A 16,786-nucleotide genomic window follows, 5' to 3' on the forward strand; every position below is an offset into this window, starting at 1 on the left:
GACTAATCAGGTTTAGCTGTTCTTGCCGTCGACTTCTTCGAAGTCAGCGTCGACGACGTCGTCGCTGTCAGCGGCCGAGTCAGCCGCAGCATCCGCAGTAGCTTCCGCTTCCTGCTGGTTGGCATAGATCGCTTCGCCGAGCTTCATGGCAGCGGTCATCAGGGCCTGATGTTTGGCCTGGATGTCGCCGACATTGTCGCCCTCACGGGAGGCTTTCAGCTCTTCGATGGCTTTCTCGATTTCAGCTTTGACTTCAGCCGAGACCTTGTCCGCATGCTCGACCACCTGCTTTTCAGTCTGGTGGATCAGCGCTTCGGAATTGTTCTTGGCTTCGACCAGTTCGCGGCGGGCTTTATCCGCACCGGCATTGGCTTCGGCGTCGGCCATCATTTTCTTGATGTCCTCGTCCGTCAGGCCGCCATCCGCCTGGATGGTGATCTGCTGTTCCTTGCCGGTGGCCTTGTCCTTGGCGGACACGGACACGATGCCGTTGGCGTCGATGTCGAAGGTGACTTCGATCTGCGGCAGGCCGCGCGGGGCAGGCGGGATGCCTTCAAGGTTGAACTGGCCAAGCTGCTTGTTGTCAGCCGCCATTTCGCGTTCGCCCTGAGCCACCTTGATGGTCACAGCGCCCTGATTGTCGTCAGCGGTCGAGAAGACCTGGCTTTTCTTGGTCGGGATGGTCGTGTTGCGGTCGATAAGACGGGTGAACACGCCGCCCAGCGTCTCGATGCCGAGCGAAAGCGGCGTCACGTCGAGCAGGACCACGTCTTTCACGTCGCCTTGCAGCACGCCGCCCTGGATCGCAGCGCCGAGCGCCACGACTTCGTCCGGGTTGACGCCCTTGTGCGGCTCGCGGTTGAAGAACTTCTTCACCGCTTCCTGCACGGCCGGCATACGCGTCATGCCGCCGACGAGAACGACTTCGTCAATGTCGGCTGCTGTCTTGCCAGCGTCTTTCAGGGCTTTCTGGCACGGGTCGATCGTGCGTTTGACGAGATCTTCGACAAGGCTTTCGAGCTTGGCGCGTGTCAGCTTGATGTTGAGGTGTTTCGGGCCTGTGGCGTCGGCCGTGATGAAGGGAAGGTTCACTTCGTACTGGCTGGCAGACGAAAGTTCCTTCTTGGCCTTCTCGGCTTCTTCCTTGAGACGCTGGAGGGCCAGCTTGTCGGCCTTCAGGTCGATGCCCTGTTCTTTCTTGAACTCGGTTGCGAGGAAGTCGACGATGCGAAGGTCGAAGTCTTCACCACCGAGGAACGTGTCGCCATTGGTCGACAGCACTTCAAACACGCCATCACCGATTTCGAGCAGCGAGACGTCGAATGTACCACCACCAAGGTCATAAACGGCGATTGTCTTGTTCTCGCCCTTGTCGAGACCGTAGGCGAGCGCAGCAGCGGTTGGCTCGTTGATGATGCGCAGCACTTCGAGGCCGGCAATCTTGCCTGCATCTTTCGTCGCCTGGCGCTGGGCGTCGTTGAAGTAGGCCGGAACGGTGATCACGGCCTGCGTAACGGTCGAGCCAAGGTAATCCTCGGCCGTTTCCTTCATCTTGGTGAGAATGAAGGCGGAGATTTCTTGCGGGGAATAGTCCTGGTCGCGGCCTTTGACCCATGCGTCACCTGCCTTGCCCTCGACGATGCCGAAGGGGGACATGGCCTTGTCCTTCTGGGCGGTCGGGTCGTTATAGGTGCGGCCGATCAGGCGCTTGATGGCGTAATAGGTGAAGTCCGGGTTGGTGACGGCCTGGCGTTTGGCTGGCTGGCCGATCAGGCGTTCGCCGCTTTCCGTGAAGGCAACAACGGAGGGCGTTGTGCGTGCGCCTTCAGCGTTCTCGATGACTTTCGCGGTGCCACCTTCCATGACGGCGACGCAGGAGTTCGTGGTCCCAAGGTCAATACCGATAATCTTGCTCATAGTTCAGGTCTCTCTTCAGTTAGCCGCCACGGGCCGTGTTTGGGTTCGGTCTGCTCAGCAGCCCCGGAAGCCAGTGGCTCTCAAGGGTTCATATGAGGTGGCGAGGCCGGAGTTTAAAGCCGTTCGCCTGTTCAGGTGCGATATGGTGAGCCACGATCCCCGCTCAAGGGGTAAAGACGCGCTTTTACACGCGGTTTAACCTGTATCAACACCCCCGGGCAGGCCCATTTGGCGGGGATTACCGATTTGACACGCAGGGCGCGCAAACTCTGAAGGTGCGTATGGTTGCCTCGCCGGTCCGGGGAACCCATGTCTTGCAGGTAAAATCAGCAGGAAAGATGCCCCCATGATCTATTCGAAACTCGGACGTACGGGACTTGTCGTCTCGCGCATTTGCCTCGGCACGATGACATTTGGCGGCGAAGGGGGGATCTGGAAGTTCATCGGCAAGCAGCAGCAGGACGAGGCCGATGCGCTGGTGCGCACCGCCTTTGACGCGGGCGTGAACTTTTTTGATACGGCGGATGTCTATTCCGCCGGCGTCTCCGAACGGATGCTGGGCCAGGCGATCCGCAACAATAACCTGCCGCGCGACGAGATCGTCGTCGCCACCAAAGTTTTTGGCCGGGTGTCCATGGTTGTGCCGGAAGACGCCTCGGACGCCGAAAAGGCCGAGGCCGAGCGCCGCGAGAACAAGGCGCGCAATATTTCAGGCCTGTCGCGCAAGCATATCATGGACAGCGTGGACGCGAGCCTTGAACGGCTCGGGCTCGACTATATCGATCTCTATCAGGTGCATGGCACCGATCCGCTGACGCCCATCGAGGAGACGGTGGAGGCGCTGGACCTGCTCGTGCGCCACAACAAGGTGCGCTATGTGGGCCTCTGCAACATGCCGGCCTGGCTGATCATGAAGGCGATTGCCTATGCCCGCGAGAAGGGCCTGCACCGGTTCGAGAGCTGCCAGATGTACTATTCCATCGCCGGGCGCGAGCTTGAGCGCGAAGTCGTGCCGCTGGCGAAGGATCAGGAGCTGGCCATCCTGCCATGGAGCCCGCTGGCTGGCGGTTTTCTCTCCGGCAAGTTCAGCCGTGATGGCGGCGGCCCCAACGATGCGCGCCGCACGGTGTTCGACTTCCCGCCCGTCGACAAGGACAAGGGCTTTGACATTATTGACGTGATGCGGCCGATGGCGGAATCGCGCGGCGTCAGCGTGGCGCAGGTCTCGCTCGCCTGGCTGCTGCACCAGAAACACGTTACCAGTGTCATCATCGGCGCCCGCACAGCCGAGCAGCTGACCGACAACCTTGCGAGTATCGACGTGAAATTCTCTGATGAAGAACTGGCAAAGCTCGACGAGATATCGGCGCTGACGCCTGAATATCCGGGCTGGATGGTGGACCGGCAGGGCAATGACCGCCGCAGCCAGGTCTCGTAGCGCCATGCAGCTCACCATTCTCGACACCGTCAACGATCCCGGCACGCCGGGCAAGACCGGTGACGACCGGGTGGGCTTCGACGCGTCCGCTGGTACCGCCTGGGTCCTGGACGGGGCGACCGATGTGACTGATCTGAGGCCGTTCAACCGGGCTGAAAGTGGCGCCGCATGGGTCGCGCAGGCCCTGAGTGACCGGCTGATCATCGCGCCACATGAAGGCGAGACGCTTGAGGCCTATTTCGAGCATGTCCTGACGGATGTGCGTCAGCGCGCAATCAAGGAAACGCGCCTGCCGCTCGACAGCCTGCCGGGCGAGGCGCTGCCCATCGCGTCGGGCATGTGGATGCGCCTTGAGGGCGACACGGCCACGTTCGCCTGGCTGGGTGACTGTATGGGCTTCCATCAGCGCGGCAGTGTGGTCACCGTGATCGGCTCGCCGGACAAGGCGGATGACGAGACGGATGTGGCGCGAACGCTGCTGGCGGGCACGCATGAGGCGAAGATGGCTCATTTGCAGGCGGCGCGGCGCCGATCGAATGAACAGGCCACGGGCTTCGGCCTTGATCCGCGCGCGGCGACGAACCTGCAGACGCAGGTGATGACGCTGCAGGCGGGCGACCGGATATGCCTGATGAGCGACGGGCTCTACCGGCTTGTCTCGCCCTATCAGACGCACACGCCGGAAGACTTCATGGCGCTTGTCGCGGAAGACGGTCTGGGCGCGGCGATCACGAGCCTTCGGGCATTCGAGAGCACACCGGACCGCGACATGCCGCGCCTCAAGGCGCGCGATGATTCCTGCGGAGTCTATGTAGAGATCAAGGCCTGAGACCCGACGGGGCTGGCCTCGCCCGCCTGACACCGGCATAGTGAGCGGACTGCCCACAAGATGGCAGGCCACAAACTTCAGGGGGACATTCCACATGATGCGCTATCTGACATTGCCCGCTTTCGCGCTTCTCGCTGCCTGCGCCACGCCGACCGCCGAGGTTGCCGCCGTGCCAACGCTGGAAAAACTCTGGGTCGCCGAGAATTTCGCTGCGCCCGAGAGCGTGGCTCTTGCGCCGGATGGCAATTATCTCGTGTCGAATGTCGGCATGGGGGAAGGCGGCGCCAAGGATGGCGACGGGTTCATTTCCAAAGTATCGCCCGAAGGTGAACTGATCGAGCGCTATTGGGGCGCAAAGCTAAATGGTCCCAAAGGCATCGTGGTCGCGGATGGCAAGGTCTACACCGCCGACATTGACGCCGTCATGGTGTTCGATGTCGACAAGGGCGGACTTGGCGAGAAGATCCCGGTCGAAGGCGCGGCTTTCCTGAACGACATCACGGCATGGCAGGGCGACATCTATGTCTCCGATTCCCGTCAGGCCCGCATCTATCGCATCCGTGATGGCGTGGCCTCGGTCTGGCTGGAAGACGAGCGCCTGGCCGGCATCAATGGTGTGCTGGGCGATGGCGAGCGGATGCTTGTGTCGACCATGACAACGGGTTCGCTGCTGAGTGTGACGCCTGAGGGCGCGATCACCGAGATCGCCAGTGGCATGACAAATGGCGACGGCATCGGCATCGTGCCGGGCGGCGGCTATCTCGTCTCATCCTGGAGCGGACAGATCCACTATGTCGGCGAAGACGGCGCGGTGACCAAGCTGCTCGACACGAGCGAAGAAGGCATCCAGCAGAGCGACCTCACCGAATTCGGCGACGTGGTCATCGTCCCGAACTGGACGCCGGGAACGGTCACGGCGTGGAAAGTTGTCCGTTAGTCAGAGGGTGTTTTCGACGAAACACGATCAAGCGCGCAACGACTGCGCCGGCAAGTGCTGCGGGCAATCCGAAAACAATCGCAATACCTAAAAACAAGATTAGAAGGCCGGGCGCGGTGCTGAATGCCAACGGGCTCGCAAGGACAATAAAAAATACGCTCACCAGCAGCCACATCTTGAGCGATAGCAAAATCAAGTACTTGGACGAATAAGCGCTCCGCCCACGGGCGAGTTCGGTTCCCAGTAAGGCTGCGATAGCACTCGGAAATGAGACGAACCAAAATACGGTCCACGGCGAGACTTCCCCGTCGATCATGAAGAAGACGACCCATATGAGTATTGTCGGGTTCAACGGCCCTGCCATGAGCCAGGCAAGCCATATTCTGGGATAGGCTGGCGCGGCAATTCGCAAAGTGTCCGATTGTGATGGTCCGGAAACTGAGCGGCTCCTTGCCGTTGCCGCCTCGCGATTCAACAACGGCCTCGGTATCTCGCGAACGGGCTGCTCCACAGCTTGCGGTGTCTCGTCGTCATTGGACATACTTCAGGTTTACGCTCCGGTTGAGAGCGAGCCTATATGTCACAACGTCACGTTGATAGTTTAGTTCGCCCCACCAGCGCTGACGGCCACCATAGCGGCCCGGAGCGTGCGTTCGCCGATTTTCCAGCCGGGCTGGAAGACTGAGGCGATCGTGCCGGAGGGCTGGTCTGACGGGATCTGCGCGACGGCCTGGTGCAGGTTCGGGTCGAACACGGCGCCGGGGGCGTCGTCGATCGGCTTCACGCCATGGCGGCCGAGCGCGGTTTCCAGTTCCTTGGCGGTCATCTCGATGCCGCTCAGCAGGTTGTTGCCGGCGTCAGAGAGATTGGCGCGGTCTTCGTCCGGCAGGGCGGCGAGGGCGCGGGCAAGATTGTCCGACACGCTGAGCAGGTCGCCGGCAAAGCGTTCGATGGCATAGACGCGGGCTTCGGAAATCTGGCGTTCGGCGCGCTTGCGCGTATTGTCGAGGTCGGCGAGCGTGCGCAGCAGCTGTTCGCGCAGTTCGTCCTTCTCGATTTTCAGGCGCATGGCTTCCTGTTCCGGCGAAATCTCTGCGTCGGCTTCGGCTTCCATTGTTTCAGCGGCCTGCGCCCGTGCATTTTTCAGCATGGCATCAGCGGCCGCCTTGAGGTCAGCCTTCGAGGCGTTTGGATCGATGTCGGCGCTTTCGCCGTTCTTGGTCTCGTCGCTCATCACTTCCCATCCTTCGTGCGCCGGGCGGCGAGGATTTCGCCGATCACCTTCGCGGTATAATCCACCATCGGTATCACGCGGGCATAGTTCAGCCTTGTGGGGCCGATGACGCCCAGCGCGCCGATGACATGTTTTGCGCCTCCCATATAGGGGGCAACGATGACACTTGAACCCGAAAGCGGAAAAAGCTGGTTCTCTGCGCCAATAAACAGGCGAACCCCATCGGCTTCGCGTGTCGTATCGAGGATATCGAGCAGGGACTGCTGCCGTTCAAGCTCGTTGAACAGCTGGCGCACACGGTCAAGGTCGCCGGCGGCCTTGGCATCTTCCAGCAGGTTGGCGCGCCCGCGTATGATCAGCGACCGGCCCCGGCCCGGCGCATCGCCGCTCCACTGGGCAAGGCCTTCCTCCACGAGGGACGAAGCGGCCGCATCAAGTGCAGCCCTGTGCGAGCGGATTTCTTCGCGCACATCCACAGCCGCCTCGGCCAGTGTGCGGCCCTTGAGGCGCGTGGAGAGATAGTTTCCCGCCTCGATCAGCGTCGTGGCGGGCAGGCCTTCAGGCACGCGCACAAGGCGGTTTTCAACATCGCCGTCTTCTGTCACCAGCACGCAGAGCGCATCGCGGCCCGCCAGCGGCACGAATTCAACATGGCGCACAGGCGTATCGCGGGTGGGGGAGGCGACAAGGCCCGCCCCGCCGGTGAGGCCCGAGAGAATGCCGGAGGCCTCGCCCAACACGGCTTCAAGGTCGCTGCCGGCGCTGCGCAACCGGTCCTCGATCTCGCGCTTGTCGCTGCCGGATGGCTCGCCAATCTCGAGAAAGCCGTCGACGAAGAGGCGCAGGCCCCTGTGGGTGGGCGCGCGCCCGGCAGAAATATGCGGCGCGTCGAGCAGGCCAAGGTCCGTCAGGTCGGCCATGACATTGCGGATCGAGGCCGGGGAGAGCGCAATGCCGCCCTTGGAGAGCGTGCGCGAGCCCACCGGCTCACCCGTCGACAGGTAGCCCTCGACAATCTCCTTGAAGATGTCGCGCGAGCGCTGGTCAAGGCGCTGCATCAGGGATTGGCTTTCGGGGGTCAGGACCATGTCTATTGATTAGGGGGCCGGGGGCCCCTGTACAATAGGGGGTCAGACAGTGAGGCTGGTGCCTTCGTCATGGTCATCCGCCGCCCGCCAGGCGAAATAGGAATAGACGACGCTGATAATGGCCGCCGCGAAGACAAGCGCCGACAGTTGCAACGCCAGCCAGATACCGCTCCACACGAAAGCGCCAATGAAGCCGAGCACGCCCGCAATGATGAACAGGCGCCCCGCCAGACGGTGGGTTTTTTCCCATGCCATATCGGATGACAGGGTCCAGGGCGTGCGCACGCCGAACATGTAGCTGGGCCGCGTCTTGGGCAGGTAATTTCCTATGGCAACGAACAGAAGCGCGCAGCCGGCAATGATCCCGCGCACAATGCCCGGACCAGCTGGTGTGCCGTGAATGGTATTCAGCAGAACCATGCAACTACCGACATGAGCCAATGCGAGGACGATCATGACGCCAATCCAGACCGCGACATAGGCCTTGCGACCGACATCTATGTTCGACCCACGCGGATCAAGATATGGTGCGGCAGCCAGAATGGCCGACACGATGGCGGCAATGACAGGCACAAACGAGAACACCAGCATGACTTCCAGACGTGAGCCGTAGCGGTTCGGTGTGCCGTCCAGACTAAAGTGAACCGGGATGGGGCCTTCAGCCGGTAGCGCGTGAAGTGTCCAGACCGTCGCGGCCACCATGATCGCGATCATGAGCGCAGACCAGATCAGTCCGGTGCGGATGTAAGGTTTCATTCTGCGGCCTCCTTTAGCTCGTCGTCGCCATTGTCACTGCCGATCAGGCCCAGCAGGGCCGTTGCGGCATCTTCCAGCACGCTCGTGTTCACGCGGTAGAGAATTTGGTTGCCCTGCCGCTCGGCGGTGATCAGGTCAGCCTCCTTCAGCACGGCCAGGTGCCGGCTCATCGTCGGCCAGCTCGAGTCGAATTCGGCCGCGAGATCGCCCGCCAGACGCGGCCCTTTGCGCAGCAGCGCAAGGATTTGCCGGCGGGCAGGATGGGCCAAGGCTTTGAACACGCTGTTTTGCATGAATGCTAATTAGCTTTTTTGCTAATATGAGTCAACACCCACGCAAATCGCTCATCCTGAGCGAAGTCGAAGGACAATCGGTCAGAGGATTTGCCTAGAAAAGACCCTCGATCAGCCCCTGATCGTTGAGGTGGATGCTCTCGGCGGCCGGGTGACGGGGCAGGCCCGGCATGGTCATGATGTCCCCGCAAATGGCGACAATGAATCCAGCCCCTGCCGAAAGCCGCACTTCGCGCAGGCGCACCGTGTGGCCTTCCGGCGCGCCGACGCGTGTGGGGTCGGTTGAGAAACTGTACTGCGTTTTGGCGATGCAGACCGGCAGGTGGCCGAACCCGTCGGCCTCCCAGCGTGCGAGCTGGTCGCGCACGGCGCGCGGCGCCTCGACATGATCGGCCCGGTAGATGCGGCGGGCGACGGTCTCGATCTTGTCGAAGAGGGGCATGTCATCCGGATAGAGCGTGCGGAAGTCAGCCGGTTTTGTCGCCAGCGTCTCTGTCACGATCCGCGCGAGGGCTTCGGCGCCCCGGCCGCCTTCGGCCCAGTGCGTGCACAGCGCCACGGGCACGCCGACCTTGGCGCAATAGGCTTCCACGGCATCAATCTCGCCTTCGGTATCGCTGGTGAACCGGTTGATCGCGACGATCACGGGCAGGCCGTATTGCTGCAGGTTCTCGATATGCCGCCCGAGATTGCTGAGCCCGTCATTCAGCGCCTCATAGCTGACGCTTGCCAGCTCACTCTTCGCCAGTCCGCCATGCATTTTCAGCGCTTTTACTGTCGCCACAAGCACGGCAGCGTCCGGTTTCAGCCCGGCCTGGCGACACTTGATGTCAAAGAATTTCTCCGCGCCAAGGTCTGCGCCAAAGCCCGCCTCGGTCACCACATAGTCGGCCATTTTCAAGGCAGCCTGAGTTGCGATCACCGAGTTGCAGCCATGTGCGATATTGGCGAACGGGCCGCCATGGATCAGGCAGGGATTGTTCTCCAGCGTCTGCACGAGGTTGGGCAGGATCGCATCCTTCAGCAGCGCCATCAGCGCGCCGGTTGCCTTGATATCGGCGCAGGTGACGGCCGTGCGGTCGCGGCGATAGCCGACAATGATGCGGTCAAGGCGTCGTTCAAGGTCAGCGGCATCGGTCGCGAGGCAGAGGATCGCCATGATCTCGGAGGCAACCGTAATGTCGAAGCCGCTCTCCATCGTCGCGCCATTGGCCGGGCCACCAAGGCCGGTGACCACGCTGCGCAGGTTGCGGTCATTCATGTCGAGCACACGGCGCCAGGTCACGCGGCTGGCTTCAAGGCCGCTGGCGGCGCCCCAGTGGATATGATTGTCCACCATCGCAGCGAGCAAATTGTGCGCCGAGGTGATGGCGTGGAAGTCGCCGGTGAAATGGAGGTTGATGTCTTCCATCGGCACGACCTGCGCATGGCCGCCGCCTGCTGCGCCGCCCTTCATGCCGAAGCAGGGGCCAAGCGAGGGCTCACGCAGGCAGAGGAGGGTGTTCGCGCCAATCCCGTTCATCGCATCGGCGAGGCCCACGCTGGTCGTCGTCTTGCCTTCACCGGCGGGCGTCGGGTTGATCGCGGTGACGAGAATCAGCTTGCCGTCAGGCTTGGCGCCGAGGTTTGAGAGATAATGCGCGGCGATCTTTGCCTTGTCATGGCCATAGGGGATCAGGTCTTCAGGCGGTATGCCGAGCCGGGCGCCGATTTCGGTTACAGGCTTCTTCGTCGCCGCCCGGGCGATCTCGATATCACTGGCCATGTGGCCCCCTCTTGTCATCTCTGGTGCCGCTCCGGTGTAGACAGGCGCGGGAAAACCCGCAATCAGGCGGCACAGAAAAGAGGACCTCGCCATGACAGACCTTATCCGCCCTTCGGGCCGCGCCTTCGATCAGTTGCGCGAGATAACGCTCGAGACCAACGTGACAAGGTATGCCGAAGGATCGTGCCTCGCGAAGTTCGGCAACACGCATGTCCTCTGCACCGCAAGCTGGGAAAAGGGCGTTCCGGGCTGGATGAAAGGCAAGGGCGCTGGCTGGGTAACGGCTGAATACGGCATGCTGCCGCGCGCCACGCACACGCGCGGTCGCCGCGAAGCCGCCGCTGGCAAGCAATCCGGCCGCACGCAGGAAATCCAGCGTCTGATCGGGCGTTCCCTGCGCTCCGTCGTTGATCTTGCCGCGCTCGGCGAAAACCAGGTCACGATCGACTGCGACGTGCTGCAGGCCGATGGCGGCACGCGCACAGCCTCGATCACGGGCGGCTTCGTCGCCCTTGCGCTCGCCTGCCGCTACCTGAAGTCTGAAGGCGTCATCAAGATGGATCCGATCCTGAAACAGGCCGCAGCAATCTCCGTTGGCGTCTACCAGAACCATCCGGTGCTGGATGTCGACTATCCCGAAGACAGCCAGGGCGAAGCCGACATGAACGTCGTCATGAGCTCCGATGGCGGCTTTATCGAAGTGCAGGGTACAGGCGAGGAACGCCCGCTGACGCGCAAGGAGCTGGATGAAATGCTCCGCCTCGCTGAAATGGGCTGCAACAATCTCTTCGAAGCGCAGAAGGCCGCGCTGGCCTAGTTGCGCGTCGGCAGGTTCTGCAGGCCAAACATGGCCAGCTGCAGGCTCTTGGCGATGCGCTGCGCCCGTTCCATGAAATAGGGCACGGCTTCGGGGCTGGGCGCAGTGTCTTCCAGTACCTGCTGGAACAGGCCAAGCCATGTCTGGAAATGGGTTGCGTCCACGCCGGTCAGCTTCGTGTGCGCGGGCACCGGCTTGCCGGTATAGCGTCCGGCATTCATGGCAACCGAGGCCCAGAAGTCTTTCATGCGGGCGAGGTGCGGCGCCCAATTGTCGCCAATCTCCTTCTCGAAGATCGGGCCCAGATCCGCGTCAGCCCGCACGCGGGCATAGAAGGTCTCAACGAGCTCTGAGATATAGGCGTCATCTATGCCCATGCGATCGGCATTGCGCTGGATCTCGCGGCGGCGTTCTTCGGCGGTTCGCAAGAGATGGTTCATGCTGTCTCTCCCAAGGCGCGTGCCAGCCTATAGCCGGGATGAACCACCATTAGAATAAGGGGGATGCCCTATATGCCTCCAAACGCATAGGCATCCATCGTCAGCGCGCCATAGGTCGTGCTGTGGTGGATGCGGCGCGCGGTGCTGCCCCCAGCGCCCATGGCCACGAAGAGCGGCAGGATATGATCCATGGTCGGGTGATTGTCGCGGCCATGTGGTGCCTGCTTCACGGCCTGCAGCACACTGTCCGTGTCACCTTCTTCGAGATGCGCATCCATCCAGTCGGCAAACTTCGTCACCCAGGCTGGCGGCGGACTATCGATCTGGAAGCCCCCTGAAAAGACGGCGCGCAGATTATGTGTCAGGCTGCCCGATCCGATAATCAGCACGCCGCGCTCGCGCAGGGGTGCCAGCGCCTCGCCCAGCCTGAAATGCCAGTCGGGTGTTTCCGCCATGTTGATCGACAACTGGATGACCGGCACATCGGCTTCGGGATACATCAGTTTCAGCGGCACCCACGCCCCATGGTCCAGCCCCCGCGCCGGGTCACCGCCAGCCTCAAAGCCAGCCGCTTGCAGCAAGGAGGCAATTTCTGCAGCCAGCACGGGATCGCCCGGTGCCGGATAGGTCATGCGGTAAAGCTCGTCAGGGAAGCCGCCGAAATCATGGATCGTCTCAGGCTGCGCGCCGGAGGTCAGCGTGGGGCGCCGTGCGTCGTAATGGGCCGAGATCACCAGAATGGCGCGCGGTCGCTCATAGGCATTGCCAAGGCCAGCAAGGAAGTCCCGCGCGGGGCTCGGGTCCAGGCCAATGCTCGGGGCACCGTGGGATATGAAAAGGGCGGGGAAGGGGGACATGGCGGGCATCCGATTATTATCTTGATCGGATATGGCCTTGCGGCCGAAGCCACACAATCTGCCCCTGCCGTATAGGACTTATTCCGCTGACGGCTTGCCGCGTTCCCAGGTCACTTCGCGGCCATAAAGCGGCACGGTCGACAGGCTCATCTTGGCCGAGCCATTTGTGATCTTCCGGCTGAAGGACACATACATCAGGCTGTCGCTGTCGACATCATAGATGCGGCGCACGGCGAGCTGCTTGAAGATCAGGCTCTGGTTCTGGTCGAACACTTCCTCGCCTGACTTGTCGAGAGCGATATTGTGGACCGTGACAGGGCCGGTCTGCAGGCAGGATATGGAAGAGTTGGACGGGTTCTCGAACCAGTTGCCCTTGCCGACGCGATCCCAGAATCCGCGGTCGAAATAGGAGAGGTGGCAGATGACGCCGTCGATCTTCGGATCGGTCAGTGACTTGATCTTGATCTCGTTGCCGACCCAGTCATTCTTGAACTCGCCGACTTCATTGTCCTTGCCGCCACAAGCAGCGAGCAGGCAGAGAGCGGCGATAGCGATGGATGCAGTTTTCATGTGGCCTCTACGTGGGGCGGGGCCGCTTGTTCCGTCAAAGGATCGCCCGCCTATTCAGCGGCGACCTGTTTTCGGTCTTCCTCGCCTTCTTCGTCGAACACGAGCAGGTCTCCCGGCTGGCAGTCGAGTTCACGGCAAAGGGCTTCCAGCGTCGAGAAACGTACGGCCTTGGCCTTGCCGGTTTTCAGGATGGACAGGTTGGCGAGCGTCACGCCGACACGTTCCGACAGCTCGGTCAGGGACATGCGACGGTCCAGCAACACACGGTCGAGGGTTACACGAATAGACATCTTCGACCCTCCTATATGGTCATTTTTTCTTCGTCGCGAAGGCGTGTGCCTTCACGGAAGACCTGGGACAGGATGAAGAGGGCCGCAACCGAGGCCCAGGCGATCAGGTCGAGATTCAGGCCGACTGTCGTATTGTCGAAATTCATGAGTATCACCAACGCAACGGCGATGCGTAGAAATTGTGTGATGGCAATCGTTGCGGCCACGCGGGTGAGGCGGGAGGCGTTCTGCGGCACGAAAGGGTCGCCCTCTGCCAGCGTCGCCAGAATGCGGCGCAGCTGAATGCAGACATAGATAATGGCGGGAATGGCAACCAGACCGCCGACCAGACCGGCAATCAGGGCCGGCAGGCTTTCAGTGCCGTCGGTGACGGAGATGTTCAGCGTATCAAGCGATCCGCCATTCTGATGCGCAATGATGGCCGCGCCCACACTGGCGAGGAAGATCAGGCCAATAATCGCCGTCATCCACATAACGATGGTTACGAGTACCGTCATGATGGCGGCCATCGAGTTTCTTGCCTGTTTGCTCATGCCAGTCTCTTCACCGCTCTTCACTCATGGTCTATGCCTCGATCACGCTTATCGCAAAACCGCACACCTTTACCGTTTAACGATATAGGTATTTGCAGGTAAAGCAACAATTGAACCATTTCATATGCAGGTGAAAAAATTATACCTCGTACCCTCACGCCCGGCCGTCTCGTCGCTGCAACCCATAACAAGGGGAAAGTGGCAGAACTGAAAGACCTTTTCGAACCTCTTGGATTCACAGTGGTTTCTGCATTGGAACTTGATCTGGCGGAACCCGAGGAGACCGAATCCACCTTCGCAGGCAACGCTTTGCTCAAGGCGCGCGCAGCCATGCTCGCGACCGGTTCACCCGCCCTGTCTGACGATTCCGGCCTCGCCGTGACGGCTTTGGGCGGTGCGCCGGGTATTTATTCCGCACGCTGGGCTGGCGAACCGCGCGATTTTTACCGCGCGATGGAGAAGGTGGAGGCGGAACTGAAAGAGATCGGCGCCACTGACCGCTCCGCTAAATTCGTCTGCGCCCTGGGCGTGGTCTGGCCGGACGGGCATGAGGAAGTCTACGAGGGCGAAGTGCATGGCCAGCTCGTCTGGCCGCCGCGCGGTGAGCTTGGTTTTGGCTATGATCCCGTATTTGTTGCTGAAGGCGAGACGATCACATTCGGCGAGATGGAGCCTGCCCGCAAGCATGACATGAGCCACCGCGCTGTTGCCGTGGCCAAGCTCAAGGCGGCATTACTGTAATGGCCGGCACCGTCGCCCCGTTCGGTCCACATTATGGATTCGGGCTCTACGTCCATTGGCCGTACTGTTCCAAGATTTGCCCTTACTGCGACTTCAATGTGTATGCAGCCAAGTCGCGCGACAATGGCCCGTTGCTCAAGGCCATCAATGACGACATCCGCATCCACCGCCCGCGCATGCCGGAGCATGGTGCGCTGGATACCGTCTATTTCGGGGGCGGCACGCCCTCACTGCTGACGCCGTCCGAGATTGAAACAATCCTCGCCACGGCGGATTCCACATTTGGCGTGAAGCTCGACGCCGAGATCACGCTGGAGGCCAACCCGAACGACATCATGCGCGCCGACCTGCGCGGCCTGAAGGCTGCTGGCGTCAACCGGCTCTCCATCGGCGTCCAGTCCCTGCGCGACAATGCGCTCGCCTTCCTCGGCCGCGACCATGATGCCGCCTCCGCCCGCGCGGCCGTCGACCGGGCGCTGAAGGTCTTCCGCAATGTCTCGGTCGATTTCATCTATGCCCGCCCCAGCCAGTCGCTGGATGAGTGGGGGGAGGAGCTGTCGGATGCGCTGGCCCTCGGCGCGCCCCACCTCTCGCTCTATGAACTCACCATCGAACAGCGCACAGCCTTCGGCAAATCGGTCGAGCGCGGCGAGCTGGTCCCGATGGGCCCGGACGCGCAGGCAGACCTTTACGACCTGACACAGACCATCACGACCAGCGCGGGCCTTGAAGCCTATGAAGTTTCCAACCACGCCTCGGCCCCGAAATACCGGTCGCGTCACAACATGATCTACTGGAATGGCGGCGACTGGATCGGCGTTGGCCCCGGCGCGCATGGCCGCGTCACGGTCGGCGGAAAGCGCTATGCCAGTGAGGCGCAGCGCCAGCCCAATGCCTATATTGCCAATGTCCAGGCGCTCGGCTCCGGCTGGAGCGAGGCAGGCGCGCTGCCGCCGCTCGATATTGCCCGTGAACTGATGGCCATGGGCCTGCGTCCGGCTGGCGGCATCAATCTCGATCGTATCGAGATGTTGTCGAACGAGACCGTCCCGCGCGAGAAGATCGACGTCTTTGTCGAGCAGGGCTGGGCCCGTTACGATGGCGCTATCCTGTCGCTCACACCCTCTGGCTGGCTGCTGGCCGATGCCATCACGGCGCAGCTCGCGCCTTAACGCATCAGAGCGCTCATCCTGAGCGAAGTCGAAGGACGAGCGCGGGCGCCCGGAACCCGTCCTTCGATTTCGCTCAGGATGAGTTCCTCAAAGTCCCACCACCTCAAGCCCGCGGGTGCGCCGCCGCGTGCACTTCGCGCAACCGGCTCGCATCCACGCCCGTATACACCTGCGTCGTCGAGAGCGACGCATGCCCCAGCAGTGTCTGGATCGCGCGCAGGTCCGCCCCGGCGGCCAGCAGGTGCGTCGCAAAGGCATGACGCAGGGCATGCGGCGTCGCCGTGTCCGGCAGGCCCAGCACGCCGCGCAGCTTCTGCACCAAGCCCTGTATCAGGCGCGGGTTCAGCGCCCCGCCCTTGGCGCCCCGGAAGAGGGGCCCCGCCTTGGTCAGCGCATAGGGGCACACCGCCGCATAGGCATCCACCGCCTCGCGCACCGCCGGTATCAGCGGCACGATCCGCACCTTGCCACCCTTGCCGCTGATGCGGAGGCGCTCCGGCGCCGGAAGGTCCGCCCCCGTCAGGTTCAGCGCTTCGGATATCCGCAGGCCCCCGCCATAGAGCAGGCTCAGCACGGCGGCATCGCGCGCGCCGATCCATGTGGCGGAATCCGGGTCCGTCTCCGCCTCGAAGATCATGTCCTTGGCCGCCTCGATGGAGACGGGGCGGGGCAGGCGCGCCTTGCGTTTCGGCCCCTGCAAATAGGCGATCTCGGCATTCTCGATATCGTGCGCCCGGCTCAGCCAGCGATACAGCGCCTTGATCGACGACATCAGCCGCGCAATCGAGGCGTCCGACAGGCCGTCGCGCCGCCGCTGCGCAAGATGCGCCCGAATATCCCGCGCCTTCAGCCGGCCTAACGCTTTTGGCGTCGGCTCCTCGCCAAGGTGCACGCGCAGGAAATTGAAGAAGTCCGCCAGATCGCTGCCATAGGCCTCAACCGTATTCTCCGCCAGCCGACGCTCATGCTCCAGATGCGAAAGAAAGGCAGGCAACGTGTCCATCCCGCCAGAGTGACAGCGGCGCATTAAGGATGGGTTTCGCGGGCGGGCGGCCCGCGACGGCTTCTGCCAAAAACTGGCGATCCAGTGAAGGACGCGATTTGACCGC

The 16,786-nt window shown here is 62.1% G+C and carries 19 protein-coding genes; 6 read left to right on the forward strand and 13 right to left on the reverse strand.

Features of this window, described 5'->3' with window-relative positions; genetic code table 11:
• Positions 1-12: 12 nt before the first annotated feature.
• A complete protein-coding gene (gene dnaK, locus V7651_RS05655) occupies positions 13-1,917 on the reverse strand; it encodes a molecular chaperone DnaK (protein WP_335612534.1) in 1,905 nt (634 codons plus the stop codon).
• Positions 1,918-2,263: 346 nt separating this feature from the next.
• Here dnaK and V7651_RS05660 point away from each other — a divergent pair, with 346 nt between their 5' ends.
• From V7651_RS05660 to V7651_RS05670, 3 genes are all read left to right on the forward strand, one after another.
• Positions 2,264-3,355 (forward strand): aldo/keto reductase, encoded by a 1,092-nt coding sequence (locus tag V7651_RS05660; RefSeq protein WP_035537698.1) that lies wholly within the window; start codon positions 2,264-2,266, stop codon positions 3,353-3,355.
• Complete coding sequence (locus V7651_RS05665) at positions 3,330-4,184, forward strand: protein phosphatase 2C domain-containing protein (RefSeq protein ID WP_335612535.1); 855 nt, start codon at positions 3,330-3,332, stop codon at positions 4,182-4,184. The genes V7651_RS05660 and V7651_RS05665 overlap by 26 nt, the downstream gene beginning before the upstream one ends.
• 94 nt (positions 4,185-4,278) lie before the next feature.
• On the forward strand, positions 4,279-5,121 hold the full coding sequence (locus V7651_RS05670) for an NHL repeat-containing protein (RefSeq protein ID WP_335612536.1): 843 nt from the start codon (positions 4,279-4,281) through the stop codon (positions 5,119-5,121).
• On the opposite strand, the gene V7651_RS05675 is transcribed toward V7651_RS05670, so the two are convergent.
• From V7651_RS05675 to V7651_RS05700, 6 genes are all read right to left on the reverse strand, one after another.
• Positions 5,096-5,662 (reverse strand): hypothetical protein, encoded by a 567-nt coding sequence (locus V7651_RS05675; protein WP_035537703.1) that lies wholly within the window; start codon positions 5,660-5,662, stop codon positions 5,096-5,098. The genes V7651_RS05670 and V7651_RS05675 overlap by 26 nt on opposite strands.
• A 60-nt stretch (positions 5,663-5,722) precedes the next feature.
• Positions 5,723-6,355: a nucleotide exchange factor GrpE gene (locus V7651_RS05680; protein WP_335612537.1), complete on the reverse strand. Its 633-nt coding sequence runs from the start codon at positions 6,353-6,355 to the stop codon at positions 5,723-5,725.
• Positions 6,355-7,443: a heat-inducible transcriptional repressor HrcA gene (gene hrcA / locus V7651_RS05685; RefSeq protein WP_335612538.1), complete on the reverse strand. Its 1,089-nt coding sequence runs from the start codon at positions 7,441-7,443 to the stop codon at positions 6,355-6,357. The genes V7651_RS05680 and hrcA overlap by 1 nt, the downstream gene beginning before the upstream one ends.
• 42 nt (positions 7,444-7,485) lie before the next feature.
• Positions 7,486-8,199: an SdpI family protein gene (locus V7651_RS05690; protein ID WP_335612539.1), complete on the reverse strand. Its 714-nt coding sequence runs from the start codon at positions 8,197-8,199 to the stop codon at positions 7,486-7,488.
• Entirely contained in the window at positions 8,196-8,492 is a 297-nt protein-coding gene (locus tag V7651_RS05695; protein WP_335612540.1) for an autorepressor SdpR family transcription factor, read from the reverse strand. Before V7651_RS05695 ends, V7651_RS05690 begins: the two co-directional genes overlap by 4 nt.
• Before the next feature lie 94 nt (positions 8,493-8,586).
• Positions 8,587-10,257, reverse strand: coding sequence for a formate--tetrahydrofolate ligase (locus V7651_RS05700; protein ID WP_335612541.1), 1,671 nt, complete (start codon positions 10,255-10,257; stop codon positions 8,587-8,589).
• A gap of 91 nt (positions 10,258-10,348) precedes the next feature.
• On the opposite strand from V7651_RS05700, the gene rph reads away from it, so the two are divergent.
• Entirely contained in the window at positions 10,349-11,074 is a 726-nt protein-coding gene (gene rph / locus V7651_RS05705; RefSeq protein ID WP_035537707.1) for a ribonuclease PH, read from the forward strand.
• Here rph and V7651_RS05710 read toward each other — a convergent pair.
• From V7651_RS05710 to V7651_RS05730, 5 genes are all read right to left on the reverse strand, one after another.
• Entirely contained in the window at positions 11,071-11,514 is a 444-nt protein-coding gene (locus V7651_RS05710; RefSeq protein WP_335592303.1) for a group III truncated hemoglobin, read from the reverse strand. The genes rph and V7651_RS05710 overlap by 4 nt on opposite strands.
• Positions 11,515-11,582: 68 nt before the next feature.
• A complete protein-coding gene (locus V7651_RS05715; RefSeq protein WP_335612542.1) occupies positions 11,583-12,371 on the reverse strand; it encodes a DODA-type extradiol aromatic ring-opening family dioxygenase in 789 nt (262 codons plus the stop codon).
• Positions 12,372-12,449: 78 nt separating this feature from the next.
• Positions 12,450-12,941 carry a CreA family protein gene (locus V7651_RS05720; protein WP_335612543.1) on the reverse strand — a complete coding sequence of 164 codons (492 nt, stop codon included), beginning with the start codon at positions 12,939-12,941 and terminating at the stop codon, positions 12,450-12,452.
• 50 nt (positions 12,942-12,991) lie between these two features.
• Positions 12,992-13,231, reverse strand: coding sequence for a helix-turn-helix domain-containing protein (locus V7651_RS05725; protein ID WP_035537713.1), 240 nt, complete (start codon positions 13,229-13,231; stop codon positions 12,992-12,994).
• A gap of 11 nt (positions 13,232-13,242) precedes the next feature.
• Entirely contained in the window at positions 13,243-13,764 is a 522-nt protein-coding gene (locus tag V7651_RS05730) for a DUF2975 domain-containing protein (protein WP_241766955.1), read from the reverse strand.
• A 138-nt stretch (positions 13,765-13,902) separates the two neighbouring features.
• On the opposite strand from V7651_RS05730, the gene rdgB reads away from it, so the two are divergent.
• Positions 13,903-14,505, forward strand: a complete 603-nt coding sequence (gene rdgB, locus V7651_RS05735) for an RdgB/HAM1 family non-canonical purine NTP pyrophosphatase (protein WP_418887225.1) — start codon at positions 13,903-13,905, stop codon at positions 14,503-14,505.
• Complete coding sequence (gene hemW, locus V7651_RS05740; RefSeq protein WP_035537716.1) at positions 14,505-15,677, forward strand: radical SAM family heme chaperone HemW; 1,173 nt, start codon at positions 14,505-14,507, stop codon at positions 15,675-15,677. Before rdgB ends, hemW begins: the two co-directional genes overlap by 1 nt.
• A 103-nt stretch (positions 15,678-15,780) precedes the next feature.
• Here hemW and V7651_RS05745 read toward each other — a convergent pair whose 3' ends face one another.
• On the reverse strand, positions 15,781-16,680 hold the full coding sequence (locus V7651_RS05745) for a tyrosine recombinase XerC (protein ID WP_335612544.1): 900 nt from the start codon (positions 16,678-16,680) through the stop codon (positions 15,781-15,783).
• Positions 16,681-16,786 lie beyond the last annotated feature (106 nt).

It is taken from the genome of Hyphomonas oceanitis (assembly GCF_036964545.1).
In the GTDB taxonomy this organism is placed as follows: Bacteria; Pseudomonadota; Alphaproteobacteria; order Caulobacterales; family Hyphomonadaceae; genus Hyphomonas; species Hyphomonas oceanitis.